Genomic DNA, 25,871 nt, shown 5'->3' with positions numbered 1-25,871 from the left:
TCCCCTTTGTTGCAGAGTTGATCTGCATTTTTGCATGGATGGCGTGTGATGTTCGATTGGGATGATTTGCGCATATTTCTGACGGTCGCACGGCTGAAGAAGGTGGCTCCGGCGGCGCGGGCGCTCGGCATTGACGCGACGACGATTTCCCGGCGCTTGGGGCGATTGTCGCAGGCGTTAGACGCGCAACTGTTCGAGCAGACTGGCGCGGAGAGGGTGCTGACGGAACATGGCGCCGCCTTGCTGCGCCACGCCGAGAGCATCGAAAGCGCGGCGATGTCGGCGATCGTCGATGTGAAGGGGGAAAGGCACAGTCTGAACGGGCAGGTGCGGCTGTCGGTTGCCGAGGGTTTTGGCCGGTGGATATTGGCCCCTGCGATCCCCGAATTTCACGCCCGTCATCCGGGTATCCGACTGGACGTGATTACCGCGTCGGGATTCCTAAATCCGTCGAAACGGGAAGCGGACATGGCGGTCATGTTGGCGCGGCCGCAGCGGGGGCATTTGGCGGTGCGAAAGCTGGCTGGTTACAAGCTGCACCTTTATGCGTCGCCCGGCTATCTCGCGGCGCGGGGTGCTCCAGTGTCGCGCGAGCGGCTGCATGAGCATGTGCTGATCGGCTATGTGCCTGAGTTTCTCTATTCGCCGGAACTCGACTATCTGGACGAGGTCTATGCGGGACTGGAAGCGTCGCTCCGGTCGAGCAGCATAGGCATGCAGCGCCAGCTGATACTGGATGGCGCCGGGATCGGCGTGCTGCCGGACTTCATCGTCGCCGATGATGAGAAGCTGGTCCGCCTTTTTCCAGAAGAAGTGGAGATTGCGCGATCCTTCTGGCTGGTGACGCATCCGGAAATGACGAAGCTCGCCCGCATCCTCGCCGTGTCCGACATGCTGCGGGAAAGATCGGAAGAGCTGCTGGGCCGGGACGTTTCCATCGGTTGAAGCGCCCCGGCGAAGTTTGGTAAGTCAGGCGACCAGACGTGGCTCGACCGGGTCCTGCGGCACGCCCTTGGGCGTTCCCACATCATAGACTCGGGTCAGCAGGCGAATGAAATTGGTGTCGTGCAGCGGATCGCTCGGCATCTCGAAGATCTCGCCCCGCGCGCGCAGGTCCTTCACGAATATCTCGAACGCCATGTCGGTCGTGATGTCGTCGCTATGGTCGCGCGAAATTCGCAGGTCGTTGAGATCGGTGTAAACCTGTGCATTCCAATGGAGTAGCAGGCGAAATTCCTGCTCGGAGATCTTGGCCACGACATCGTCGCCGGTCATGATCCGCCATCCGGCAGCCACATCGGGATCGGCCGACATGGTCGAATTGATCGCGAGGCCCACAGGTTTGCGCTGATCGACCGGTCCGCAGCCCTGCGCGGTGTGGAACATCATTTCATTTTCGACCACGACGCCGCGTCCCCACATCGGCGCTTCGAGGCAGACCGGATCATTTTGCGGCCCGTTCGGCCAATAGTGGAAGCCGCCGCCGATCGAACCCTGATAATACCAGGCGATGACCTGCGCCTTTTTCGCCTGCCAGCGCCGGAACAGCCCGGACTTGGCCATGATGTTCAGCAGCCAGATCGGGCAGTTGACTTCGTATAGTCCGCGAAAATGCGTGCCATCGACATGCGGCGATCCGCCGGCCGAGCTTGGACCCTGAAGGTTGAACATTAGCTGGTCACATTCGACATAGGGCGTGTTCCAATAAGCGCGCGCCATGTCGAGGAACTTCTTGTTATAGAAGCAATCGTCCAGTTCCGGATAGCGATTGACGCCATTGTCGGCGAGGTAGCCCCGGAAAACCGGGTTCATGAACATCTCCCAGATCGGCGTGAAGCCTTCTGGAATGGAGCCGGTGGATGTCGCGATCACCTCCTCGGGCGAAGCGAAATATTGCGCCAGGATCAGCGACCAGGGGCCTTCCCGGCGGACGACGTCCAGAACCCGCTGATGTTGGTCTTCGGTATAAAGATTGTCGACGATTCTGGGCGGCGCGACGGGCAGGAAAGTGGAAGCGACATCGGCGGGCATAGGCTCTCTCCAGCAAGCAATTTCCCGGCGCGAACGGCAGGGTCTGAAGACGGGAATATCCCATCAACGCTTCGCTGGCAATAATTTCCGAAAATATGTTCGACTATTCGCCGCGCCGTGCGGCCACTCCGTCGAGCGCCAGCGCCAATGTGGTGCGCCAGCGGGGGAGGGCGGTGTCGGCATAACGGTCAGGATGCGCGGCGATGACCGGTACGTCTTCCTCCGAACGCTGCCTGATCGAGGAGCGCACGGCTTCGCGATATTCCGCTTCGCCGCCCGCAACCGCGCGGGCATAGGAGGAGAGGAACGCGCCCCCGAGCACTATCAGGTCGATGGAACGCAGCAGGTCCAGCGCGTCGGGCAGGTCGAACCCGCGTGCTAGCATGGCTTGCAGCCATTGTTCGGAACTGTCGATCTCGACCGCTGGTCCCAAATTGCCGCTGACGAGGGTGGATACAAGCTGCCCTTCCTCCACCAGCTTATGCAGCGCTTCGGCATATTGGGTGGCATATTCACGCCAGGATTGGCCCTCATCCTCCGGGAAGGCAGCGGCCCCTGAAGCACGCTGCGCTGCAAGCCGCACCAATTCCTTGCGGCCGGTGACATAGGTGTACAGCACCGCCGGGCGGACGCCGAGCCGATCGGCAAGCGCCGCGATCCTGAGGCCATCGAGCCCCATGTCGATCGCGGCGTCGAGTATTTGAGACAAGGTCAACCGGCGCGGCCGCCCGACAGTGCGGGGAGTGGGTGGCGGCCCCTCCACCTTAACAGAGGAAGATTCAAGATTGCTGCTGCTCATGGCCAGACCCATAGCGTTGGAAGGATCAGCCGTCGATCCGGTGGCACGGCGCAAAGGAGGCGGTGGAGGATGATTGATCCGCATAATTATGGGCGCTTCACGACATAAATTGGGGCTGATGACGCACCGACGCCTGCGGTAGGCATCGGCGGCCGAGAGGGGGCAGGGTATAAGGCTTTTGGAGAGGCAGGAGAGAAATCGGTGGGGACAAGTTTGGTCCATCTCATTGGAGTGGCAAGCCGACATGCACTGGATGGTGCCTGGCCAAAGTTCCGACGATCGTTCGCCGGATGCGGTTGCTCGCAGAACTGAAGGAACATGGCGTTCAGCTCTATCCGGCGTCGAGCGCCATCCGGATCGAGCGCGACGCTGTCCGCTTCATCGACAAGGGCGGAGCGGAGCAGGCTGCCGCCGCCGACCATGTGATCGTCGCGAAGGGCGCGACGGGTGACCTGACGCTCGCCGATCAGGTTGCAGGCGCAGCGCTTTACTGTTCACGTCGTCGGCGATGCCAAAGGGGTTGGTTATATCGAAGGCGCAATGCGCGGCGCTGCACAGGCGGTGGAGGCGATAGCCGGGTGAAGGCCCGGTCTGTTTTCAAACGGAGCCAGCGGAGGAATGCGCGCTGTGGTCCGCAAACATCGATGATCGAGGCCATATGAACCAGACTGATACACGCTTTTCCTTTCAGGATGCAGAGCCTGCCTCGTCAGGCGGCGGCAACGGGACGCGCGGAAAGAAGCGCCGCCGTGGATGGCGCCGCACTGTCCTGATCACTGCTGGCGCCATCGCGATCCTGGGCGGGGGATATTGGGCCTATAGCGGGAACCTGTTCCGCCCTGCGCCAGCCATCGATTATTCCGGGCCGACGGCGGGCTGGAGCTATTATGGCGGGGATGCGGGCGGGACGCGCTATTCGCCGCTGACCCAGATCACGCCTGAAAACGTCTGGGCGCTAAAGCCCGCATGGACCTACCATATCGGCATGGTTACGGCGCCTGAGCCACTTTCCCCGACATTCCAGGCGACGCCGATCATCGCGGAAAACCGGCTCTATCTCTGCTCCGGCAATGGCCGCATCGCGGCGGTGAATCCGGAGACTGGCAAGGAAATTTGGGCGAAGCAGCCAAGCTCGGACAATTTCAGCACCTATCTGCTGAACTGCCGTGGCGTCACCTATGCGCGGGACGAAAGCGTGCCAGCGGGCGCGGAATGCGCGGGACGGATTTTTGCCGGGACGCTGGACGGGCGGTTGGTGGCGCTCGATTCCGCCACGGGTCGCGAGTGCCGCTCCTTCGGGCACAATTCCGTGGTCGATCTGAAGCCGGGTCTGGGCAAGATAGAGCGGGGCGACCTGTCGATCTCTTCGCCGCCCGTCGTCATCGGCAATGCCATAGTCGTTAATGGACGGCTTACCGACAATATGCGGGTAGACATGCCCGCTGGAGCGATCCGGGCGTTCGATATTCATTCGGGCAAGCCCCTCTGGTCCTGGAACGGCTTGCCGCCGGGGATGAGCGATGCGCAGAACGCGCCGAAGGGCGAGCAATTCGTGCGGAGGACGCCCAATAGCTGGGCGCCGATGGCGGTCGATCCTAAGCTTAACCTTGTCTATGTGCCCATGGGCAACGCGCCGCCCGACCACTATGCCGCCAACCGGGCGGGCCTCGACTATTATGCAAGTTCGGTCGTGGCGCTCGATGGGACGACAGGTCAGGTCAAGTGGCGGTTCCAGACGGTTCATAACGACGTGTGGGATTATGACATTCCCGCGCAGCCGGTGTTATTTGACCTGCCCACGACGAACGGGCCTGTCCCCGCGCTCGCGCAGACCACGAAGGTCGGGCATATCTTCATCCTCGACCGGCGTACCGGCAAGCCGATCTTCCCCGTGGTCGAACGCCCCGTGCCGCAGGAGGGCAAGGTGACGGGCGAAAAGCTGTCGCCCACGCAACCATTCCCCGCCAATCCGGCGTTCATCGTCCGCGATCCGGATCTGCGCGAAGAAGATATGTGGGGCTTTACCCCCTATGACAAATATAGGTGCCGGGAGCTGTTCCGATCCGTGAACTATAAGGGCGTTTTCACCCCTCCCTCGACAAAGGGATGGCTGCAATGGCCAAGCTTTGAGGGCGCGTCCAACTGGGGTGGCGTAACCGTCGATCCACAGCGAGGCATCCTGATCGCCAACACGACGCAGGTGGGCGCGATCATGAAGCTGATCCCCCAAGCCGAGATCGAGTCCCGCACCGCCGCCGGGGAAGCAATCTTGCCGACCAAGGGCGCCCCCTACGGCCTGCAGATGAAGCCCATGCTGTCTCCCTTTGGTGCGCCGTGTAACCGGCCGCCTTGGGGCCGCCTGACCGCGATCGACCTGAAGGCTGGCAAGACGCTGTGGAACGTGCCGCTTGGCACCACGCGCGACCAGGCGCCGCCGCCCATGTGGCTGAAGCTGGGCGTGCCGAACCTTGGCGGCAGCGTCGCCACGGCTTCGGGGCTGGTGTTTCTTGGCGCGACCACGGACAATTATCTGCGGGCCTATGACATTGCGTCCGGCAAGGTCGTCTGGCGCGTTCGCTTGCCCGCGGGCGGGCAGGCTACGCCGATGACCTACCGCCTCAAGAAGGATGGCCGACAATATGTCGTGATCGCCGCGGGCGGGCACAAATTCCTGGGCACGAAGCTCGGCGATTCCCTCGTCGCCTATGCTTTGCCGAAATAAGCTCGGGCGGGCGGCGGCCGATCAATCTTGTCGCCGCCGCCGCGTCTTTCCCATAAGAGAGGAGGAAGACTCGCCACGCATATGGCGCGGCGCATGGAGAGCGCAGCAGTGCACGAATATGTCACCTGGACAGAGGAGCGTCTTGCCACGTCTCGCATTCCCGGTGTCGTCGTTCGGCTGAACCTGCCGCACGGGGGGAGTTTCCCACAGCATCTCGCAGGCCGGGAGCCTACTCATCAGGTCGGCATGTGGACGTCGAGCATTTACAGGCCGCGCGGCCGATTTCGCTACGCCACCCAGTCCCACTATCATGAATTGAAACAGGCTACCTTTGTCCCCGCCGATATCGACTGGATCGCCGAAGTCGAAAATTCCGGTCCCCTGAAACCCGCAATCTTCTGCGATTTTGAGAAGGAATATTTCAAGGAGACCACGGGCATAGAGCCGCTCAACCATGTAGAGCAGCTGCTATATTGCGAGAATGGGAATGTCTCTCAACAGGCGTTGAAGCTTCTCGCGGATGAGCTTCGTGCCCCCGGTTTTTCCCATGCCGTGAAGGTGGATTCCTTGTGCCGGTTGATCCTCGTGGAATTGGTGCGGCAGCTTGACGATACGCACACCAATGCGCGCGCTGGCGAGGGTGGTAAGCTCGCCTCATGGCAGCTTCGCCGGATCCGCGATATCGTGGAAACCATCGAAGGACGGCCAATCACCGTCCGCCAATTGGCCGATGAATGCGGTATCAGCGCGCCGCATTTGCGTCGCCTGTTCAAGGCCAGCACGGGAACTTCCGTCAGCGCCTATGTCGATGGCATTCGGCTCGAAAGGGCAAAGATGCTCCTCGCCGACCGATCGCTTCCCTTGAAAGGGATAGCGCACCGTCTGGGCTTCGCGAATGCCAGTGCCTTTTCAGCGGCATTCAAGCGTGAGGCCGGAAGCAGTCCGAACCGATATCGTCAACAGATCGCGTCCTGACGTCGCCAGTTGTCGAACGGCCTGTCGCGCCGTCAGCGCAACGGGTCCAAAAATGCTGTGCAGCCTCCCGTGGTAAGAAGGAACGCCTGGACCGAAGGCGCGTTTGCGTCCTGAATTTCAGGGAGAATGAAAATGGCGCGTATCACGTCGATGGTCCTGGCCGCAGGATTGACGCTGGCGGCCTGTAATCAGGCGAGTGAGCAGCGCAATGCCGACGCATTGAATGCGGCGAAGAACGTTGCTGAAAATGCTGGCGACAGGGTCGAGAAGGCGGCGGAGAACGCAATCGATGCATTGAAACCAACCCCTGATGCGCAGGATTTCGTGAACCTCGCAGCCAGGAGCGATGCGTTCGAGATTGCGGCTGCGAAGCTGGCCTCGGCCAACGCCACGTCCGCTGAAGTCAAGGCCTTCGCCGTTCAGATGATCAAGGCCCACTCTGAGTCCACTGCGAAGATCAAGGCGGCAGCGGGCAAGGCACGGCCTGCCGTTATACCGAACCCTGACCTTACCGCTGGGCAGAAGAAGGATTTGGACGAACTGCGGCAGAAGAAGGGCGCGGCGTTTGACGAGGAATATATCGATGGCCAGGTCGATGCGCACGAGGACGCTCTTGCGCTGATGCGTTCCTACGCGTCGGGCGGGACGGACGCGGCGCTGAAGGCGGCAGCGGGCGAGATCGCTCCGGTGGTAGAGGGGCATTTGAAAATGGCGCGGGCGCTGGAGAGTAAGACTGATAAGTGATCGCCGCTATCGGTTAAACCACGATAATCAGTAAACAGGGGCGGACTGTTGCCCGCCCCTTGCACTTTAGAGTCCATCGAGGCCTTTGCTGACGAGCACATTCACCGCGACGCGGCGGTTTTGCGCCTTGCCTTCGACCGTATCATTGCTGCTGAGCGGGTCCGCTTCGGACATGCCGGTGGGGGTCAGCATGCGATAGGGCTTCCAGCCGCAGGTCTGCTGAAGATAGTTGACCACCCGGCTGGCCCGCTTTTCGCTAAGCGCCTGATTGAAGTCGTCGCTGCCGGTGGAATCGGTATAGCCCACGACGAGCAACAGGGCGTTGTTCATGCCGTCGGCCGCTGACGCGGTGGCGCACAGGTCGTTCTTCGCCTGTTCGGACAATACCGCCTTGCCAATGTCAAAGTTCACGTTTGTCGTGCTTTTGACGTTATATTTATCGATGTCGCCCACGCGGCTGCGCAAGGCTTCCGTCGCGGCGGTCTGTTCGGCAAAGCCCTGGGCAGTGCCGCTGCGGATCATCGACGCGGTCTTCAGGTCCTTGCTCTTCAAATCGATCTGACTGGCGATCAGGTCAGCACCCGACTGAAGCGTCTTGATGGAAACCGGCAGACCGTTCAGCAGCGAGGCTGTGGCAAGCTTGCTGCGGCTAAGGCCAAGGAAACCGCCGCTGGACTTGACACGGGTCGCGTCATTGATGGTGACGACAGTGTTGGTGCCGTCGGCCGCGGTAACCTGCAATTTATCGCCGGTGCGCGCGGAAATAAGGCCTTCGACCTCAGGCCCTTCGGCCAGTTGCGCCGCTTCGGGCGCAGGGGCGCTGTAGGTTGCCGACAGATTGGCGTCAGGCGCCTCCTGCTGCGCTTCCTGCGCGAAACCGGCTGAAGCGGTCCCGGCCGCCACGGACAACAGTAAGAAAAGTTTCGGGCTTTTTAAAATGTTACTCATTGCGCTACTCCTTCAAACTCGATCGGGCGGGCCTGCGTGATCGCAGCTTCTCGTCCGACCGCCGCATCCGTGATGTCGTAACGGCTGTCAGAACCCCCTCCATGTAGTCTCATTATGACGCGCGGTATTCGGCCGCACCTGAACAGCATGGGCGTCCTGCCTGTTCAGCCCAACCTTTCGCGGAGATGAACGCGTCCGGTCGCGCTCCGCTGCTGGGGCTGGTAAGACTGCTTCATGCGACGAACCGATGTCGGCGGAGTAAGTTTATTAACCCGAAAGTTAAGATTAAGCAATTTCCCCGCGATGCCGTGGTCGCCGCGAGGATCAGCCGCGTGACTCGGACGGCCAGAATGCCACTGGAGCTGCCAAGGATTTTCGGGCATGCTGGCGCATGCTGACGTAGGGGGCTTACGCGGTTGAAATATCTTGATTTCATCTCGTCTGTTCCTCCGCCTGCATTGCCGATCGGTGCTCAGGGCTATCTTCTGACGGTTTCCGATTCCAGTGCGCCCAAGATCCACAGGGTGGAATGGAACCACCCAGCCGCTGAACAGGGGGAATAGTCCATGTCCGAACGGCAGCTGAAGGCGTGGCAGGACGCAGGGCTGATCGACGCCGATACCGCCGAGCGCATTCGCGCGTGGGAATTGACGCATAGTCGGCCTGTTGGATTGTGGGCGATCGTCGGCCTGGGTGCGTTGACGATCGGCTTGGGGATCATCTCCGTCGTCGCCGCGAATTGGGACGTGATACCCGGTGAGACGCGTCTGGCGATCCACTTCGCCCTGATGACCGGCTTTGCGGGGCTTCTTTGGTGGTATTTGCCCAGGGTATCGGCGAAAAACCATTATTTCAGCGATGGATTGCTGTTCGTGGCTGCGGTTCTGGGTCTCGCTTTCTTTGGCCATGTCGGGCAGGTGTATCAGACCTCCTCGCCGCTCTGGCAGCCGCTGCTGGCGTGGCTGGTCATTTTTTCGCCGCTGCTGCTCCTGCTTGGAAGAGGCTGGCCGATCGCGGGCCTCTGGCTGGCGGCGATAGTCGGCACGGCATGGTCTCACGCCGACGAATATGGTCATGCGTGGGCATGGGGGCAGCATGTGCCCCAGCCCGCCTTTCCAACACTCTATTGGGGCCTGATCGTTTGCCCGCCGATTGTGGTGGCTGCCTTCGCCGCGTTCATGCGGGACCGGAGTGACCGGCCCGCCTTTTGGCGCTTGCTGGAACAGCTGGCGATCAGCGTGATCCTTGCGGGCATCAGCATCGCCATCATAGCAGGCGGCTGGGGCAGCCGAACCCACGCTGCCCTCGGCAGCATCGCCATACAGAGTCTGGCCCTGATCGGTGCCGCCGCGATCATATTCCGCGTCACGCCCACACGATCCGGGGCAGCGACGGCGGGGATATTGGCCGCTGGGGCGCTGCTGCATTTCGCGCAGGCCTTGCTGGTCGATCTGCACGGCCCGATCCGCAGCCCTTGGATCGGAGCGTCATTCTTCGTCATGCTGTGGGGTGCCGTGGCCGCAGCGGCTATCTTCGCCCAGTGGCGGCGGCTGTTCCAGGGGGCGATCGCACTGGTGGCGCTGCGCATCATTATTTTGAGCTTCGAACTTAATGACAGCCTGCTTGAAAGCGGGGCGGGCCTTATATTTTCCGGGGCTTTCGCCATTGCGGTGGCGTGGTCGACTGTCCGTATCTCGAAACGCTATGCACCGGCGGGAGGGATGGCGGCATGAAAAGGCTTGCGGCATCGCCACGGCTTCTGCTCGCCGCCGCCCTGCTGCTGCCGGTCATGGCCTTGGCTTACAGCTGGATCGCGACCTATCGTCTCACGCAGCAAGGGCAAGAATGGCTCATTCCCATTCGAGGTTATGATCCAAGGGATTTGCTGCGCGGGCACTATATTCAATATCAATATGACTGGCCCGTGGATGCTTCGCGCGACGGTCACAACGGCGGCAAGACTTCCTTTGATGCATCACTTGCCCGTCAATTATGCATTCAGGGCACCGCGCCGCATATTGTCAGGGTTCGCGAATTAAATCCCATTCCAGGTCGTCCCGATGCGCAGCAAATAATGGGGTGCGCGATCATCGTTCGTGCTTCGATTGGCACGCGGCGCGAGGTGCGGGGACTGGATTCCGGCATATTGTTCACGTCGCAAGCTAATGCGTTGTCTTTATCGCGCCGATTGGCGGATGCGGACGAGCAGGGTTTGGTACGCGTCAGGATCAGGCCGGATGGGGTCATGCGGCCGGTAAACCTGGAATTCGGAAAGCGTCAGCATCCAGATTGATCATTCTTTCCGCAATAGTGACATAAGTGCATCACAATTGTGTATTGCTCAATTGCGTAGTTTGTTTCCATATTCTACTCTGAAGATCGACCGCCTGAACAAAGGCGGCGAACTAAAATAGGAGGGGATCTTGAAGAAGCATTCCGCACTGCTTTTCAACAGCGTAGCCTCATGCGCTGTTCTGATAGCCACACCTGCCTTGGCGCAGGAGGCGTCAGGCACCCAACTCGGTGCAACCGCCGATATCATCGTGACGGCCCAACGCCGCGCCGAACGCGCGCAGGACGTGCCTATCGCGATTACGGCTTTTTCGCCCGAACGACTTCAGCAACAAAACATCACCCAGTCGCAGGATCTGAACGCCAGCGTCCCGTCGCTGGTCGTCGGGTCCGCAGGGCAGGGTTCACGCGACTCCCAAACCTTTACGCTGCGCGGTCAGGGGGCCACGTTCCAGGCGTCGCCGGGCGTTGTTCTCTATCTGAACGAAGTGCCGCTACCGGCGCCGATCACGCTCAGCCAGCAGGGCGGACCCGGCAACTTCGTCGATCTTGAAAATCTTCAGGTGCTCGCCGGCCCGCAGGGCACGTTGTTCGGCCGTAACACGACTGGTGGCGCGATCCTTCTCGTGCCGCACAAGCCGACGAACGACTTTTCCGGCTCGCTGCTTGCGAAATATGGTAATTACGACGCCAAGGAGATTGAGGGCGTTATCAACGTGCCCGTGGTCGAGGACAAGCTGCTCGTCCGCGTCGTCGGCGCCTATCATGATCGCGACGGCTATACCCATGATGTGATCTGGAACAAGGATCGCGACGATACGCATTGGTATTCGGGCCGCATCGGCATCACCTTCCGCCCGACCGAGCGTATTGAAAATTACCTGATGGCCTATGGCTCCTACTCGCGCTTCAACGGCACGGGGCTTATCCATAAGGGTTTCAACGTCGAAGCAATAAAGTCAATTGTGGATCAGAACCAAAACCCTCTTTTTTGTGCAGAAGGTCCGGTAGCAGGCAATCCGTTCTCCTGTGACGTTTATCGTGCGGCTACTGCTCAGGCTGACGCGCTAGGGCCGCGCCAGACCGCGCATGGCGTTGATGATTATCAGAAGACCAAGACCTGGGGCATCACCGATACCCTGTCCTTCGATCTCAACGATGAACTCGTGCTGCGCAACATCGTCAGCTATCAGAAGTTCAAGAGCTTCTACCGCTACGACGGCGACGGCACCGTCTTGCAGCAATATGATGTCGATCCCTACAAGCTGCCCGCGCCGGGACAGGTCACGCTTCCGGGTGCGGGAACGCCGGTCGTGTATAATAATACGTCGCCGGTCACGCTGCCCCGCGACAGCTACAAGCAGTTCACCGAAGAATTCCAGATCCAGGGCACCTATCTGGACAACAAGCTGACCTTCACCGCGGGCGGGTTCTACTACAGCCAGAAGCCTGATGGCGATCAGGCGGGCAGCGCCATCAACTATTGCCCTGCGGTAATTACTGGCACCCCAATTCCGGGCATCCCGCCCGCTTGCGTAGCCAACGCAACACCGGGCTATGTCGCGACGACCTCAAAGGCGCTCTATGCGCAGGGCACGTTCGATTTCGGAGCGATGACGCCGTCTCTCGACAGCCTGCGGCTTACGGGCGGTTTCCGCTACACCTGGGATAAGATCAAAGGCTTCTCACAAAGCTATACGCCGACCCTCACCGGACAGTTTATCTGCTCGGCGGACTCGACGTTGGTGGACGCGATTTCGGATTGTAACTTCACCGCTTCGCTGAAGAGCAAGGCGGCCACCTGGCTCGTCGGGCTGGATTACAAGCCGGTTCGCGACCTGATGGTGTTTGCCAAGGTCAGCCGTGGCTACAAGGCAGGCGGGTTCAATCCTTACGCGGTTCGCGAGACCACCCGTACCTTCGAACCGGAAAAGGTCACTTCCTATGAGGCGGGGTTCAAATCGGACTTTCGGATCGCCAGCGTGCCTGCCCGGTTGAATGCTTCCTATTATTACCTGAATTACCAGAATATTCAGAAGGCAACCGGCGATTTCAACACTGTAACCTTGGCCAGCGGCGCGCGGATCAACGCGGCGAAGGCTCATGTTTCAGGTGTCGAGGTCGACGCGTCCATCCGGCCGTGGAAGCCCATCGAGATCGGTGGCAATTTCAGCTATACGCGCTTTAAATATACCGAATATACTTTGCCATCGAACGGCTTCCTGGCGGATTGTTCCGGCACGGCGCTGCCGCCCGGAACGCCGACAGACCTGACCTGCCTGCCCGGTCAGTATGTCGTGCCCTACATCTACAGCTTCCACGTGGCGGTGAACCTGCCCATCGCGGAAAGACTGGGAGACCTCTCCTTCTTCGTGAACTACGCGCATAATTCGTCGCAGCATACCGAAGCCACGGTCGTCGCGCCGCAGCAGCCGGGCGAGAAGCTGGAAGCCTTTGGCTTGCTGAACATGTCGCTGGATTGGAACAACATCGCAGGTTCCGGCCTGGATGCAGGCTTGTACGTCACCAATGCCACGAACAAGCTCTACCGGATCAGCAACACAGACGTGTATCAGGGCGGCTCGTTGCTGTCCTGGGCAACGATCTACGGTGAGCCGCGCATGTATGGCCTCAAGCTTCGCTATCGTTTCGGCGGAGAATAAGGCTTAAAGAAGGGGACCGCGGTTATGACGGCCGCCCCCATTCAGTATCCCCGGCCGGTTCAACAGCGTTTGCGTTGGACCGGCCGATCTGTTCTGGCAGCCATTCCTTTAGCGGATGCTGGCCATGGCCAGATGCCGGAAGCGCCCCACCGATCAGTGTTCGCTAGCGGCGAAGGCGCCGATGCCGGTCTCGGCCCGTACGCGCTGCGCCGCATAGCCAGCCCTGTCGATCGCCCCGCGTGACGAACGATCGAAATGCGAGATGAGCCAGATGGCAAGGAAGCCAGCCGGCACTGAAAATATCGCGGCAGAGCTGTACGGGAAAGGAGCCGGACCAAGGTTGAAGGTGCTTGTCCAGACCGTCGGCGACAGCAGCGTGAGGATGAAAGCGGTAAGCAGGCCGATCGTGCCCCCCATGGCCGCGCCACGCGTGGTGCAGCCATTCCAGAGAAGGGAAAGGATCAGCACGGGGAAATTACCCGACGCGGCCAATGCGAAGGCCAGGCTGACCATGAAGGCCACATTCTGCTTTTCGAACAGGAGACCGAGCAACACCGCCAACGCGCCCAGCGCCGGCGTGGTCAAACGCGACACGCGCAATTCGTCAGCCGGTTCTGCCTCGCCATGTTTCAGCACGGTTGCATATAGGTCATGGCTGATCGCGGAGGCTGCCGACAGGGTCAGCCCCGCAACCACCGCAAGAATAGTCGCAAAGGCGACCGCGGATATGAAGCCGAGGAAGAGATTCCCGCCGATCGCATGGCCAAGATGGATCGCCGCCATATTGCCTCCACCCCGCAGCGCGCCTCCGGCATCCAGATAGGCAGGCTGCGTCCCGACCAGTACGATCGCACCAAAGCCGATGATGAAGGTGAGGATATAGAAATATCCGATCCAGCCGGTCGCCCACAGCACGGATTTGCGCGCTTCCTTTGCATCAGGCACTGTGAAGAAGCGCATCAATATGTGGGGCAAGCCCGCCGTTCCCAGCATCAGCGCGAGGCCGAAGGAAATCGCGGACACTGGGTCCTTGATGAAGTTGCCCGGCGCCATGATCGAACGCCCTTTATCAGCAGCATCGGCAGCGCTGACGCCCGCATCGAACGCCGCCGCCGTCTTGACCTCAACGGCCCTGGCGAAGAGCGCCTCCAACGAGAAGCCGAACTGGGCCAGCACCATCACGGCCATGAAGGTGGCGCCGCCAAGCAGCAGCACGGCCTTGATTATCTGGACCCAGGTGGTCGCGCGCATGCCACCGAACAGGACGTAGAGCATCATCAGCGTGCCAACGATCACCACTGCAACCGCATAAGGCAGGCCGAACAGCAATTTGATGAGCTGTCCTGCCCCCACCATCTGAGCGATCAGGTAGAAGCTGACGACCAGAAGCGTGCTGACCGCTGCAAAGCTGCGCACCGGCGGCTGGGCAAAGCGGTAGGAGGCTACATCGGCGAAGGTAAAGCGTCCGAGGTTGCGCAGCCGCTCCGCCATCAGGAACAGCAGGATCGGCCAGCCCACCAGAAAGCCGGTGGAATAGATGAGCCCGTCATATCCGTCCAAGTAGATCTGCGCTGAAATGCCGAGGAAGGACGCGGCCGACATATAGTCGCCCGCCATCGCGAGGCCGTTCTGAAAGCCGCTAATGCCTCCGCCCGCTGTGTAGAAGTCCGAAGCTGTGCGTGTGCGCGCAGCCGCGACCTTCGTGATCCACAGCGTCAGCCCGACGAAAGCGACGAACATGCAGATCGCGATCCAATTGACGGGTTGGCGTTGAGCCTGTCCTTCCAGCGCGGCCGCAAAAGCGGGGAGCGGGGCCAGCGTTATCGAAGCCAGGGCGATCGCTAACAAACGCCCCATCACGCGCTATGGTCCTTTCGGCGGTGTTCCTGAAGAATTGCAGCCATTTGTTCGTCATGATGACGATTGGCGTACGCGACGTAGATTCCGGTAAGCGCGATCGCCAGAAGGATGAGGCCAAGGCCGACGGGTATTCCGACCGACGTCACGCCACCAGCAATCGGTGCGCCAAGCGCTGCCTTGTCGAAGGCGATCAGCAGCAGATAGCCGACGAACGCAAGAAAGATGATGGCGGACAGCCACCAGCCAAGACGCGAGCGCCTTGCTACCAGGTCAACATAACGCTGATCGGCCGCCACACTGGCGACCAAGGCATCCTCTCGCGCATTCATCACACTGCTCCCCCTGCAATATCATCATGCTAGGCGCGGCGTCCATGATTGCAATAGCGTCTGCCCAATTTGGATGACCTTCACGAAGCGCGGGAGTCCGCCGCTTGGAGCGTGAAAGCAGCCTCACCCGCCATCTGATAGCTGAAGCAATTTGCGACGGAATTCGGTTGGGGCCATGCCGGTCCATCCGCGACAGGCACGACGCAGCGCGTTGGAATCGCAAAGGTCGAGCCGTTCGGCTATGTCCTCTATCGACAAGCGGCTGTTGGTCAGCATGTCGATGGCCATTTCATGGCGCAGTTCGTCCCGGATCGCACGGAAGGAGGTGCCAGCGCTATGCAGCCTGCGCCGCAGCGTCATCGCCCCCACGGCCAGGAGCCGCGCCAGTTCTTCGAGTGAGGGGAGCTTGCGCCTTTCCCGCAATGCCATCGCCATGAAGTGACGCGAACGGCGAACGATTTCCAGCGGATCCTCACCCGACCGCAACCCGAACAGGAAATTGAGCGTCGGCAACGCTTCGCAATCGGCCATTGTGCGGATAACCGGCTCATCGAGGAGGGCTGCCGCAAAGCGCATTTCCAGCTGGTCTGCGTCCAGCAGCAGATCGAACGGCAGCAGTTGGCCGTCCAGATGCCGTCGGGCGAATTCGGGGAAATCGAGAGCCAGTGTGCCTTCCAGCGGCTTGCCGATGAGCCAGCTGAAAATGGAGTGGAACATCAATTGGCCGTGCAGAATGACGATGAAGTCCATTTCTTCATCATCGCTGCGCGCGCCCGTATATGACAGGCACGCCTGTCCGCTTGTCCGCTTCAACGTCATGTTGCCCATGCGTCCGTCGATCGCCAGCAGCAGTTCCTCTGTTCGCATGATGGCTTCGCGCAGGGAGCGGCTACCGACCAGGCAGTAGAAAAGCAGCCGCCAGTCGCCGCCGCGAAAAGGGAGCCGTCCGGTGGCGTAGGCCTGCATATCGGACAGTTCCACGCTGGCACGGGACGACAGCTTTTGCAGGCTGGCGATGTCCAGAGACGGGAGGGTGGCGATCAGAAACCGGTCGAGCGGCTCGTCAAACCCGTTGACCCTCAAGACGCCGACCGCATTTCCCCCGCGTCGTGCGATAAGGCGAAGAAGGCGCGCCACGATGTGATGGCCTGGCTGCCCGATGTCGCTGGAAAGCGGACTACGGTCTTGATCGCATCCTCCTCGGGGCGCGGCTTCGTTCACCACGATCTTGTCCATCATCCTCTCTTCTCGCCGCCAAGAAAATCCAACGATGTAATGGAGTCAATGACGGGCACGATGGCACCCGTTCCACATCATGGAATTGGACGGCGAAATATTTGATCCACCGGATTCGGTGTGAAGATGAGCTGTGCTTTAAGGGGGGCGTAGCGCCCGGATAGATTCCGGGCGCTACTGCACGCGGTGGCAGACGACTGACCAACCGCCTTTCCGAGCGCTCAACCCGAAAGATCATCGGCGCACTTCAATGCGTGAATTCGCAAATGTTGCGTGGGAGGTCTTAAACAAAAAAGGTTCAGCGCGGCGTCGCTGAACCCTGAGTTTGGGGGAGACGTAGGCAGTCGCGACCGGGGGATCGCCTTAAGCAATCCCCCGGCCAGTCGATCACCAGTTGAAGCGCAATGTCGCACCAAATTCGCGCGGCGCCGTGATGTTCGCCACGCGATAACCGGAGTCGAACGGGATGGTGCCAAGGGTTTCGAAACCGGGCAGCGCGCGCGTTCCGACCTGGAAGTTTCCTTGCGACACGCGTTGTGCTCGGGTCTGATCGAGCAGGTTCTTCACGAACAGGTTTAGCTCCCAGCGATCTTCGCCGCGAAGACCGACGAACAAATCGATCTTGGTGAAGTCGCGATAGGTGTAGTTGCTGTTTTCTGACTTGAATCCTGGACGATAGGACAGCAGCCCGCGAATGAACGGTGTTAGTGAGCCCATACCGAACCGGACTTCGCCATTGCTCGACAGGCTGAGCTTCGGAACGTCAGCGATACGATCATTGCGGGTGCAGGTGGCGACTTGCTGACCTGCTGGTACGCTGGGCGTGCCACTCGAATCCGGTATGCCATCACCATTGAAGTCATTACAATAAAGTTTAGCGTTATCGTAATGCGCATCAGCGTAGGTGGCGTTCACGTTGAGATCGACCCATTGCGAGGGCTGGAAACCAAGCTGAACTTCGACGCCTTTGCTGATGGCGTCACCAAAGGTCGGTAGAGGCGCTGTCGCTGTATCCGTTTGTCCGGGCGCACGCGTCGAATTGGTCGTAAGGCCGGGTGCAAAATCCACATAATTTTTGAAAGTCTGGTAGAAGGCTGCGATGTTCAACGTCACCTTTCGGTCGAACAGGCTCGACTTGAGGCCAATTTCGAAGCCGTCCGAAGTTTCATCGGGGGTTTGCAGATATTGCGGATCAAGAGTTGTAGTCACGCCTGTCGCTGCAACGCCGGGGCGAAATGATCGGCCATAATTGGCGTAGAGGTTTAGGTCAGGATTGACTGTCCAACTTATCGCCGCGCCGCCGGTGAGGGCGCTGGGTTTAACCACGCTAGGCGTTACGGACGATGAGGGAGTCCCTCCTCCAATTACAAGAGTTGTGGTCTGCGTCCGGGTCGTCTTTCCCCAAGTTTGACGTAGACCGCCAGTGATTGTCAGTCCATCTACCACTTCATAACCGATCAAGCCCGATACAGCGTAGGATTTGCTGAGAATTGGTAGAGTGACCGCGACATCGACGGGGACTGTGTAAATCTGCGGAGGTACCGCGCCCGGACCGGTCATTCCGGGGAAGATCGTCCCGAACGGATCGGTAAAGAAGACGTCGTTGCTTTGATTTACGCGGACGTCGTTGAACTTTGAATAATCATAGTTCGCGGCAATTGCCCAATTCAGCCGAGAGCCGCTAGGTGACTGGAGGCGAAGCTCCGTCGTCCATAGATCGTAAGGCGTGTGTACATGCTGGTTCAGCTGATAACCGGGAACCGCATTGCCTTCGTCCTGATCGCGTTGCTGTTCCAGCCGCGTCTTCTGATATCCTCCATTGAATACCAGTTCGGCCCAGCCAAAATTATAATTGGTGTTGAGGGTGACAAGATGCGTTTCATTGGTGAACCGCAGTGCGCCTTCGCTTACCGCCAGGCGATCGTTAAGGCTGATCGCGGGACCGCTGCGCAGCGGAAAGAAGCTGTTCGGGCTGGGCTGGTTGCCCGGGCCGAATACCGCGCGGAACGGCCGCGTGTCGGTCCAGAGATACTGGTAGACAAGGTCCGCGCGGAAGTCGGACGACGGCTCCCAAGCGAGCGAAATGCGACCGCTCATCGTTTCGTTATATGACTTGCGCCCATCGACATTCTTCACCTGACCGGCACGGTTGCGATCATAAAGCAATGCGCCCCGGACGGCCAGGCTGTCCTGAATGATCGGAACGGATGCCGCGCCCTGGAAGTTGCTAGCGTGCAGATCGCTGGCTGCGACCTGTGCATAACCGGTTGGCTTGCTCAGGTCTGGACGGGCAGAGCCGATGACGATCGAGCCTGCGGGGGAAACCTTGCCACGGAACAAGCCCTGAGGACCACGAAGAACCTGGATCTGGCCGAGATCATAGATTGCGCTGAAGAAAGTGTTGGGATCGACGTCGATCTCATTGAAATAGACCTGAACCGCGTCGCTCGACCCACTATCGGGATTGAACGAGATGCCGCGTAAGGTTGCGATGTTGCTGCGGCCATCGCCATTTTCGAGCGTAAGGCCCGGGACGATGTTCTGAATTTCCTTGACGTCGAACAGATTGAGCTTGGCAACTTGCTGTCCTGATACGACGTCTACTGCCAACGGCGTTTGCTGTAACGTCTCGCTACGACGTGTCGCTGTGACGATGATCTCGGCAGCACTTGGTTCGGCAGCGCCTTGCTCAGCTTGCTGCGCAGCGGCGCCGCTGGCAATGGCCAGCCCGCAAGCGCAACTCAACAGCTGTATAAGATGACGACCTCTTGATCTCTTCATAGTCCCCTCCATTTTAACCCCGAAACCTTTTGTTCGGACATTGAGCGATTCAGGGTTATATAAGAGCGAGAACATCCCCAGAAGTGGCCATTCCACCATGTGGAACGGAATCACGAATTCTAATCATCTTCAGTTCTTGCCGAACGTTCCGATATAGAGTCCCGCCTGATGGCCCGACTTTCCGGAGGGGTCCTTGATCGCGAAGGCAATGCGGCGGCCGTCGGGGGACACCGTCGATTGATGCGCCTGCGCGCCGGACGGGCTGATGTTGGTCAGCGCCCGGCGTGATTTGCCATCCATGGTGATGACGAAGATATCGAAGCCCTTGCCGGAATTCGCTGCGGCGATCTCCGCTGCACGGCTTTCGCCCTTGAAGCGCAAAATTTGCTCGACGCCCGGCCTGATATGCCCGCTTATTCCGCGATAGGGGCCATCCGGATCGGAATGAATATTCGCTTCCTCCAGGCCATAGCGTTCGTCGGGAAATACGTGGGTTTCGTTATGGGAAGGAGTGGCATAGACCTTGCTCACCGCCTTGGTCGCGATGTTGACCTTATACATTTCGCTGTCCAGCGTCGCCATTTCGGTGGTCCAGAACATGACACTGCGCCCGCCATCGATAAAGTCATAGGCCTCGGGGAAGCTTGCCGGGCCGGGCTGGCCGGGGCGGTAGCTATAGGCGGCCTGCATGTCGGCAAGCCGCGCGGTCCTGCCGTCACGAACCAGCCGGGCCACGGTCAGGTCGAGGCCAGTCGCCGAAGGACGCGACCAGGATAGGTTGATCGATCCATCGGCGTTGGGTTCACGCGCTATGGCGATGTCGCCCATCGCCCCACTGTTGAGCGAAACCGGACGGGCGAGCGACTTCGACATCCAGAACAGCTGGGTCCGGGTGGCATCGGCCGCGCCGCCGCTACCCCCCTTCATGCCCGGCGCCGCTTCGATCAGGAAGCTGTTGTCGGGCAGGTAAAATATGCGGGTGACGAACTGCGTTTCACCGAATTTACAGGTGAGGCAACGCACTTTTTTCGTGCGTAGGTCGATTTCATACGCCGGGCTGTCGACCAGATCGTCTTTGGTGAAGGCAATGCGACGGCCGTCGGGTGACCAGTTGGGCCGGTTGCCCCAGTCCAGGAGACGTTCCTGATGGAAGGGGGCAGTCAGATAGTCGATCGTCGTATCCTTGGCCGTGGCGGCAGGCGCTGCCATCAACGGCAGGGTAGCGGTCAACAGCGCCGCGCTCAGAAGTTGAGCAGCAATGCTGGACTTCCTGCGCTTGATAAGGTTCGTCACGTTCAGGCTCCTTGAGTTCAATATTCTAGTTGGTGTGTGCAATGGCCGTGTCCAGACCATGCAGCACGGCAATGCGATCCGGGATGGAGGCCGCGGCGCCGAGTGACTGAACGGCGATAGACGCCGCCATGTTGGCCTCCGCCGCGGCATGTTCGATGCGATCGCCCCGCGCGAGGCCAGCGGCGAGATAGCCACAGAAGCAGTCGCCTGCTCCAGTTGTGTCGACCACAGCCGTGGGCCATCCCGCTATGCGCTGGACGCCGCTGGCCGCAACGATCGCCACGCCATCCGCGCCCAATGTCACCAACAGGGTTTGGCCATGGTCCAGGCCAAGCAAGGTTTTGCTCGACAGCAATCCTGCGTTGTCCAGCATAGAGACGCCCTCAGCACCCGTCAGCAAGGCCAGCTCGCTTTCATTGACAATCAGAAGATCGCATAGCGGCAGCAGTTGGCGCGCAGCGGTTGATGCAGGCGCAGCGTTGAGGATGGTGCTGGCTCCAGTGGCGCGAGCATACTGAAACAGCGCTAACGCAGCGGGAACGGGCGTTTCCATCTGGGCGAGGCAGACATCATCCGGGCCAAGATCAATCTCGGCGAAGGTGGCATCGACATCCGCATTTGCCCCGGCGACATGAATGATCTGATTGTCCTGCGGCGATGTCGCCACCAGCGCGCAACCGGTGGGGGAGGAAGTGGTGCGCACCCGGCTCACATCGATGCCATGATCGGCAAGCGCCGCGACCATCTGCGCGCCGTCCTCGTCCGCCCCGACCGCGCCCAACAGGATGCAATGCGCACCCGCACGCGCTGCGCCGACGGCCTGGTTCGCCCCTTTGCCGCCCAGCTGGCGCGTCAGATTTGTCCCTGACACGGTTTCACCCGCGCAGGGCAGGCGCGGCGCGGTGACCAGAAGGTCGAGATTGATGCTGCCCAGCACCACTACCTTGCCCGCGCGCGCCGTCGTCATCCGCCTTGCTCCAGCGTTGCGAGCTTCGCGACGCGGCGGCGGAAATGCTCTTCGTCGCTGAACTGTGCGGCCAGGAAATGGCGAATGATGTCGAGGGCTATCTGCGGCCCGGTGATCCACGCGCCAATGCACAATACATTGACGTCGTCATGCACCACCGCCTGCCGCGCGACATAGGTGTCGTGCGCGACAGCGGCGCGGATGCCGCGAACCTTGTTAGCGGCGATGCACGCCCCAGCGCCCGTGCCGCACAGCAGGATGACGCGATCGGTCTCCCCATCCAGGATGGTTTGTACCGCCCGGCGGGTAATGTCGGGAAAGTCGACAGGCTCTTCCGACTGCGCGCCTACGTCGATGATGCGGCCGCTGTGGCGGCCTAGCAGGTCCAAAACTGGCGGGCGCAGCGGGAAACCGGCATGGTCGTTGGCAAAGCCGATGACGTCCCGGAAAGGTATATGCTGTTCGTCCCCCGACAATGTTTCTGGCTTGCGCATCGATCCCCCGAATTCCCCGCCAGTGCCGCTTTCGCAGCATTTCACCGACAGAATCGAACCTGCCCACTGGCGCTTTGATTGTACTGTGGTATTACCAGTTTGGAATCCGATCAAGGGGGAGGACCGAATGACGCGTGGCAGGGAGGATGCGATGGGGCGTGGAAGGCTGGCAGCCTTTTGCGTCACCGCGCTCGCGATCCAGGCTTATGCGACGCTGGTCACGGTGTTCCTGCCCGAATTCTACGCCAATGCGCTGGCTCTGCCGGTCGGGGCGGTGGGCGCCGCCTTCATGACGGTGCGGGTGTTGGACCTGATGATCGATCCGCTGCTCGGCGGAATGATGGACGCGACGCGATCGCGCTGGGGGCGCTACCGTCCTTGGCTGGCGGCGAGCGCGCCAATTCTCATGCTGTCGACTTACGCCCTGTTTCAGGCGGAGCGAGGGGTCGGCATGGCTTATCTTTGGGCGTGGCTGTTCATCGCCTTCATCGGCTTTTCGATGATCGTGCTGTCGCATCTGGCCTGGACGGCGACCCTGTCCACAGGATCCACGGAGCGGACGCGCATTTTCGCCTGGTGGCAGGTATTCGCTACGGCAGGGCAGTTTTCGATCCTCGCCATATTGCCGGTGGTCGCCAGTGCCTATCCGGGCGATCCAGGGGCCGGCATGCACGCGGCGGGATGGGTCATGATCGTGTTGATCCCCGGCGCGATCTTGCTGGCGCTGCGGACCACGCCGGAAAAGCCACCTGCGGCAGGTGCTCAGGCCGCGCTCGCGATACGGGATTATATCGCGTTATTCTCGCAAGGGCCGGTCGTTCGACTGGTGCTGGCCGATCTGCTGATCGCCTTGTCCACGGGCGTCGCCAATGCGGTGGCATTGTTCTTCTACATGGGGCAGCTTGGTTTCGATCGGGCAGCGGCCAGCACCCTGATCCTCATCGCCTATGCCGCCGCCTTTGCCGGGACGCCATTGTTCGCCAAGCTGGCCGGGCGGATCGGCAAGGCGCGGGCGTTGCAGGCGGGAGCGCTGATCCAGGCGTTGCTGCAATTGGGGATGGCGATGCAGCCCGCCAATTCCTTCTGGCTGACGGCGGCCAATGTCGCGGCGCTCGGCCTGTGCATCCCGATCGCCTGGTTCCTGCCCCGTGCGTTGATGGCCGATGTCGCCGACGCTACGCGCGCGCGCTTCGGCGTCGATCGCACGGGGCTGCTCTATGCGACGCTCAATGGATCGATGAAGCTGGCGTTGGGGCTGGCGGTGGGCCTAGCCTTCCTGTTGCTCGCCTGGCTCGGCTTCGATCCCGCCCATGCCGGTGACCCGCGCAACGGCCTGCCGCTGCGGAGCTTGATCGGCATCGTGCCAGCGCTCTTTTCGCTGGGCGTAGTCCTGTGCATGATGCGCTACCCTGAAACATCCCTGCGAGAGGCGAGCCGCCAGGCCGCGCTCGCCTGAAACTTCGAAAAGCTGAAAGAGATTGCCAATGAACCGTCGCGACCTGCTCAAATCCTCTGCTCTCCTGATGCTCGCCGCTGCTGTTCCTGCGACTGCGCGACGGAAATCTGCTCCCCTGCTGGGGGAAGATGGTCCGGGCGTGCAGCTCTATATGTTCGAACCCGACCTGTATCGTGACCTTGACAGTACGCTCGCCGCGATCGCGGCGGCAGGTGTGCGATCGGTGGAGCTTGCCTCGCTGCACCGTAATACGCCGACACAATTCCGCGCCGCCCTGGACAAGGCAGGTTTGAAATGCCGCAGCGCCCATGTCGCTGCTTCATCGTCGGTGCCCGGCGCGAGCGGGCTGAATTTCGACAATCTGGACAAGCTGGTCGAGGATCTGAACATATTGGGATCACGCAATGCCGTGCTGCCGCTGTTCCAGTTCCCCAAGGACCCGAAATGGGGTCCGCCGGTGTCCTTCATGTCGCTGATGAAGCCGGGCGGCCCGCCGGTGCCAGCCGAGCGTTATGAACGCATGGCCGACTTCCTCAATGAAAAGGGTTCCTTCCTCAAGAAGCATGGCATCCGCATCGGCTATCACAATCATAATGGAGAGCTGGCCCCGCTGGGCGACAACACCGGCCTTCAGATCCTGCTGGAAAAGACCGACCCGCGCATCGTTGATTTCGAAATGGATGCGGGCTGGCTGTCGGCGGGCGGGCAGGACCCGGTCGCCTGGCTCAAGCGCTATCGCGGGCGCTTCACCCAAATGCATGTGAAGGACATCGCGGCGGGAACCGAGGTTAATTATCATATGCAACAGAAGCCGACGGAGGTGGGATCAGGCACGATGGATTGGCCCGCCATCCTGAAGGCGGCGCAGATTGCGGGCGTGCGCAACTTCTTTGTCGAGCAGGAGCCGCCATTCCCCGGCGCGCGCATCGACTCTCTGAAGAAGAGCCTTGCCTACCTTCGCACGCTGGAGACTGCACGATGAACTGCCGCCTGATGACTCGCACGGCAATCTTCGCCTCACTGATCGCCGCAGCCGTGCCGGGACAGGCGCAGGATGATGCGGCGTCAGCCCTGCTGTTCGACGATGTGACTGACACGCATGTGCCCGTTTCCAAATATCTCCACGCGCTGGACGTCGCGCTGGTGGATGTGGATGGCGATGGCGATCTGGACGCGGCGATCGCGGTCGAAATGGGTGCGAACCGGCTATACATTAATGATGGACAGGGCCATTTCACCTGGAAGCAGGGCGCGCTTGGCACCAAGGCGCATGATACGGAACATGTGCTGTCCGCCGACTTCAACCGTGATGGCTATCCCGACCTGATCTTCGTCGCGGAGGAGGATCATGCGCACCAGCTGTTTCTAGGCGGATCGGGGGGCGAATTCACCGATGCTTCGGACCGGCTGCCGAAAATGAGCGAGGGCAATGGTCTTGCGGTGGGCGATGTCAATGGTGACGGCCTGCCGGACATCGTGATCGGCAATTCGGGGGAGGAGCGCTGGAACAAGCTGCGCGCGTCGGGGCAGAACTTCCTGTGGCTGAACGATCCCAAACAGCCCGGCACTTTCATTGATGCGACGGCGACGAACCTGCCCGCTTATGAAGACGATACGCAGGACATCGCCCTGGCCGACCTGGACGGTGACGGCGACCTCGACATGGTGGTCGCGAACGAAAGCCCGCCCAACCGCGTGCTGATGAACGATGGCAAGGGGCATTTTCGCGAGGCGCCCAAGGCGCTTCAGCTTCTCACCCCGCTGGAAACGCGCGAAGTGCATGTGTTCGACGCCAATGGCGACAAGCGTCCGGACATTCTGTTCCTGAACCTGACCAGCAACAACAAAAAGTGGGACAAGGATCCGCAGGCGCGGTTGCTGATCAACAAGGGGCGGGGCAAGTTCCGTGACGAAACCAAGACGCGCCTGCCTGCCAACCGCTTTTCCAGCTGGGGCGGGATGGTGATGGATTTCAATCATGACGGCCATCCCGACCTGATCGTTGGCGCGATCGACGTGCCGGGGTTCAAGCCGTTGCAGCTGCGCGCCTATGCCAATGACGGGAAGGGCCGCTTCACCGACGTGACGGCTTCGGTCATGCCTGCCGCGACCGTCGCGCGCAGTTGGAGCATGGCTAAAGGCGACGTCAACGGAGACGGCGTGGAGGACTTGTTCGTTGGCAGCTGGGGCACGCAGGCGCGCCTGCTGCTGGGCAAGCGCAAATAAGGGGTGGCCGATTTCCTGTTCCGCCAGGCGGAATTGCAGTTTCCGCGCAAGTTGT

At 60.6% G+C, this 25,871-nt stretch carries 21 protein-coding genes; 11 read left to right on the top strand and 10 right to left on the bottom strand.

Annotated elements, in window-relative coordinates:
* The first annotated feature begins 48 nt into the window (after positions 1-48).
* Positions 49-945 carry a LysR family transcriptional regulator gene (locus ACWNC0_RS02530; RefSeq protein ID WP_449469375.1) on the top strand — a complete coding sequence of 299 codons (897 nt, stop codon included), beginning with the start codon at positions 49-51 and terminating at the stop codon, positions 943-945.
* A 24-nt stretch (positions 946-969) separates the two neighbouring features.
* On the opposite strand, the gene ACWNC0_RS02525 is transcribed toward ACWNC0_RS02530, so the two are convergent.
* The gene (locus ACWNC0_RS02525; RefSeq protein WP_449469374.1) at positions 970-2,031 is read right to left on the bottom strand and encodes a hypothetical protein; all 1,062 of its coding nucleotides are present in this window, start codon (positions 2,029-2,031) and stop codon (positions 970-972) included.
* A gap of 103 nt (positions 2,032-2,134) precedes the next feature.
* Entirely contained in the window at positions 2,135-2,830 is a 696-nt protein-coding gene (locus ACWNC0_RS02520) for a hypothetical protein (protein WP_449469373.1), read from the bottom strand.
* Between the two features lie 290 nt (positions 2,831-3,120).
* On the opposite strand from ACWNC0_RS02520, the gene ACWNC0_RS02515 reads away from it, so the two are divergent.
* The 4 genes from ACWNC0_RS02515 to ACWNC0_RS02500 all read left to right on the top strand — a co-directional run bounded on the left by ACWNC0_RS02515 (position 3,121) and on the right by ACWNC0_RS02500 (position 7,271).
* The gene (locus ACWNC0_RS02515; RefSeq protein ID WP_449469372.1) at positions 3,121-3,492 is read left to right on the top strand and encodes a hypothetical protein; all 372 of its coding nucleotides are present in this window, start codon (positions 3,121-3,123) and stop codon (positions 3,490-3,492) included.
* The gene (locus ACWNC0_RS02510; protein WP_449469371.1) at positions 3,489-5,552 is read left to right on the top strand and encodes a pyrroloquinoline quinone-dependent dehydrogenase; all 2,064 of its coding nucleotides are present in this window, start codon (positions 3,489-3,491) and stop codon (positions 5,550-5,552) included. The genes ACWNC0_RS02515 and ACWNC0_RS02510 overlap by 4 nt, the downstream gene beginning before the upstream one ends.
* A 93-nt stretch (positions 5,553-5,645) precedes the next feature.
* Positions 5,646-6,527: a helix-turn-helix domain-containing protein gene (locus ACWNC0_RS02505; protein ID WP_449469370.1), complete on the top strand. Its 882-nt coding sequence runs from the start codon at positions 5,646-5,648 to the stop codon at positions 6,525-6,527.
* A gap of 132 nt (positions 6,528-6,659) precedes the next feature.
* Positions 6,660-7,271, top strand: a complete 612-nt coding sequence (locus ACWNC0_RS02500) for a DUF4142 domain-containing protein (RefSeq protein ID WP_449469369.1) — start codon at positions 6,660-6,662, stop codon at positions 7,269-7,271.
* Between the two features lie 66 nt (positions 7,272-7,337).
* Here ACWNC0_RS02500 and ACWNC0_RS02495 read toward each other — a convergent pair whose 3' ends face one another.
* Positions 7,338-8,219 carry an OmpA family protein gene (locus ACWNC0_RS02495; protein ID WP_449469367.1) on the bottom strand — a complete coding sequence of 294 codons (882 nt, stop codon included), beginning with the start codon at positions 8,217-8,219 and terminating at the stop codon, positions 7,338-7,340.
* Between the two features lie 566 nt (positions 8,220-8,785).
* Here ACWNC0_RS02495 and ACWNC0_RS02490 point away from each other — a divergent pair.
* From ACWNC0_RS02490 to ACWNC0_RS02480, 3 genes are all read left to right on the top strand, one after another.
* The gene (locus tag ACWNC0_RS02490; protein ID WP_449469365.1) at positions 8,786-9,952 is read left to right on the top strand and encodes a DUF2157 domain-containing protein; all 1,167 of its coding nucleotides are present in this window, start codon (positions 8,786-8,788) and stop codon (positions 9,950-9,952) included.
* On the top strand, positions 9,949-10,512 hold the full coding sequence (locus ACWNC0_RS02485; RefSeq protein WP_449469363.1) for a GDYXXLXY domain-containing protein: 564 nt from the start codon (positions 9,949-9,951) through the stop codon (positions 10,510-10,512). Before ACWNC0_RS02490 ends, ACWNC0_RS02485 begins: the two co-directional genes overlap by 4 nt.
* Before the next feature lie 130 nt (positions 10,513-10,642).
* Complete coding sequence (locus tag ACWNC0_RS02480) at positions 10,643-13,174, top strand: TonB-dependent receptor (protein WP_449469362.1); 2,532 nt, start codon at positions 10,643-10,645, stop codon at positions 13,172-13,174.
* 153 nt (positions 13,175-13,327) lie between these two features.
* Here the strand turns inward: ACWNC0_RS02480 and ACWNC0_RS02475 are convergent, their stop codons facing one another.
* The 7 genes from ACWNC0_RS02475 to ACWNC0_RS02445 form a co-directional block, all read right to left on the bottom strand.
* The gene (locus tag ACWNC0_RS02475; protein ID WP_449469361.1) at positions 13,328-15,031 is read right to left on the bottom strand and encodes a cation acetate symporter; all 1,704 of its coding nucleotides are present in this window, start codon (positions 15,029-15,031) and stop codon (positions 13,328-13,330) included.
* The gene (locus ACWNC0_RS02470; protein WP_449469843.1) at positions 15,031-15,363 is read right to left on the bottom strand and encodes a DUF485 domain-containing protein; all 333 of its coding nucleotides are present in this window, start codon (positions 15,361-15,363) and stop codon (positions 15,031-15,033) included. Before ACWNC0_RS02470 ends, ACWNC0_RS02475 begins: the two co-directional genes overlap by 1 nt.
* A 123-nt stretch (positions 15,364-15,486) precedes the next feature.
* Entirely contained in the window at positions 15,487-16,602 is a 1,116-nt protein-coding gene (locus tag ACWNC0_RS02465) for a helix-turn-helix domain-containing protein (protein WP_449469360.1), read from the bottom strand.
* Between the two features lie 384 nt (positions 16,603-16,986).
* Positions 16,987-19,380, bottom strand: coding sequence for a TonB-dependent receptor (locus tag ACWNC0_RS02460; protein WP_449469359.1), 2,394 nt, complete (start codon positions 19,378-19,380; stop codon positions 16,987-16,989).
* 129 nt (positions 19,381-19,509) lie between these two features.
* Positions 19,510-20,673: a hypothetical protein gene (locus ACWNC0_RS02455; protein ID WP_449469357.1), complete on the bottom strand. Its 1,164-nt coding sequence runs from the start codon at positions 20,671-20,673 to the stop codon at positions 19,510-19,512.
* A 25-nt stretch (positions 20,674-20,698) separates the two neighbouring features.
* Positions 20,699-21,640, bottom strand: coding sequence for a ribokinase (locus ACWNC0_RS02450; protein WP_449469356.1), 942 nt, complete (start codon positions 21,638-21,640; stop codon positions 20,699-20,701).
* Complete coding sequence (locus ACWNC0_RS02445; protein WP_449469355.1) at positions 21,637-22,134, bottom strand: RpiB/LacA/LacB family sugar-phosphate isomerase; 498 nt, start codon at positions 22,132-22,134, stop codon at positions 21,637-21,639. The genes ACWNC0_RS02450 and ACWNC0_RS02445 overlap by 4 nt, the downstream gene beginning before the upstream one ends.
* Positions 22,135-22,261: 127 nt before the next feature.
* Between ACWNC0_RS02445 and ACWNC0_RS02440 the strand changes: the two genes are divergently transcribed.
* Genes ACWNC0_RS02440 through ACWNC0_RS02430 form a run of 3 tightly spaced genes read left to right on the top strand, consistent with a single transcriptional unit; the run spans position 22,262 to position 25,816 of the window.
* A complete protein-coding gene (locus ACWNC0_RS02440; RefSeq protein ID WP_449469354.1) occupies positions 22,262-23,590 on the top strand; it encodes an MFS transporter in 1,329 nt (442 codons plus the stop codon).
* A gap of 28 nt (positions 23,591-23,618) precedes the next feature.
* Positions 23,619-24,572 carry a sugar phosphate isomerase/epimerase family protein gene (locus tag ACWNC0_RS02435; RefSeq protein ID WP_449469353.1) on the top strand — a complete coding sequence of 318 codons (954 nt, stop codon included), beginning with the start codon at positions 23,619-23,621 and terminating at the stop codon, positions 24,570-24,572.
* 11 nt (positions 24,573-24,583) lie between these two features.
* Positions 24,584-25,816 carry an FG-GAP repeat domain-containing protein gene (locus ACWNC0_RS02430; protein ID WP_449469352.1) on the top strand — a complete coding sequence of 411 codons (1,233 nt, stop codon included), beginning with the start codon at positions 24,584-24,586 and terminating at the stop codon, positions 25,814-25,816.
* The last annotated feature ends 55 nt before the right edge of the window (positions 25,817-25,871 follow it).

It is taken from the genome of Sphingobium chungangianum (assembly GCF_977014255.1).
Note: the sequence above shows the minus strand (reverse complement) of the source record. Positions and strands in the feature narration are given on the sequence as shown.

Bases quoted from the DNA above. Each gene is read 5' to 3' on its own strand.
- ACWNC0_RS02465 (WP_449469360.1), bottom strand. From the start codon at position 16,602: ATGATGGACAAGATCGTGGTGAACGAAGCCGCGCCCCGAGGAGGATGC.
- ACWNC0_RS02460 (WP_449469359.1), bottom strand. From the start codon at position 19,380: ATGAAGAGATCAAGAGGTCGTCATCTTATACAGCTGTTGAGTTGCGCT.
- ACWNC0_RS02450 (WP_449469356.1), bottom strand. From the start codon at position 21,640: ATGACGACGGCGCGCGCGGGCAAGGTAGTGGTGCTGGGCAGCATCAAT.
- ACWNC0_RS02470 (WP_449469843.1), bottom strand. From the start codon at position 15,363: ATGAATGCGCGAGAGGATGCCTTGGTCGCCAGTGTGGCGGCCGATCAG.
- ACWNC0_RS02445 (WP_449469355.1), bottom strand. From the start codon at position 22,134: ATGCGCAAGCCAGAAACATTGTCGGGGGACGAACAGCATATACCTTTC.
- ACWNC0_RS02500 (WP_449469369.1), top strand. From the start codon at position 6,660: ATGGCGCGTATCACGTCGATGGTCCTGGCCGCAGGATTGACGCTGGCG.
- ACWNC0_RS02430 (WP_449469352.1), top strand. From the start codon at position 24,584: ATGACTCGCACGGCAATCTTCGCCTCACTGATCGCCGCAGCCGTGCCG.
- ACWNC0_RS02495 (WP_449469367.1), bottom strand. From the start codon at position 8,219: ATGAGTAACATTTTAAAAAGCCCGAAACTTTTCTTACTGTTGTCCGTG.
- ACWNC0_RS02525 (WP_449469374.1), bottom strand. From the start codon at position 2,031: ATGCCCGCCGATGTCGCTTCCACTTTCCTGCCCGTCGCGCCGCCCAGA.
- ACWNC0_RS02505 (WP_449469370.1), top strand. From the start codon at position 5,646: ATGGAGAGCGCAGCAGTGCACGAATATGTCACCTGGACAGAGGAGCGT.
- ACWNC0_RS02510 (WP_449469371.1), top strand. From the start codon at position 3,489: ATGAACCAGACTGATACACGCTTTTCCTTTCAGGATGCAGAGCCTGCC.
- ACWNC0_RS02440 (WP_449469354.1), top strand. From the start codon at position 22,262: ATGACGCGTGGCAGGGAGGATGCGATGGGGCGTGGAAGGCTGGCAGCC.
- ACWNC0_RS02530 (WP_449469375.1), top strand. From the start codon at position 49: ATGTTCGATTGGGATGATTTGCGCATATTTCTGACGGTCGCACGGCTG.
- ACWNC0_RS02515 (WP_449469372.1), top strand. From the start codon at position 3,121: ATGCGGTTGCTCGCAGAACTGAAGGAACATGGCGTTCAGCTCTATCCG.
- ACWNC0_RS02435 (WP_449469353.1), top strand. From the start codon at position 23,619: ATGAACCGTCGCGACCTGCTCAAATCCTCTGCTCTCCTGATGCTCGCC.
- ACWNC0_RS02485 (WP_449469363.1), top strand. From the start codon at position 9,949: ATGAAAAGGCTTGCGGCATCGCCACGGCTTCTGCTCGCCGCCGCCCTG.
- ACWNC0_RS02520 (WP_449469373.1), bottom strand. From the start codon at position 2,830: ATGAGCAGCAGCAATCTTGAATCTTCCTCTGTTAAGGTGGAGGGGCCG.
- ACWNC0_RS02475 (WP_449469361.1), bottom strand. From the start codon at position 15,031: ATGGGGCGTTTGTTAGCGATCGCCCTGGCTTCGATAACGCTGGCCCCG.
- ACWNC0_RS02490 (WP_449469365.1), top strand. From the start codon at position 8,786: ATGTCCGAACGGCAGCTGAAGGCGTGGCAGGACGCAGGGCTGATCGAC.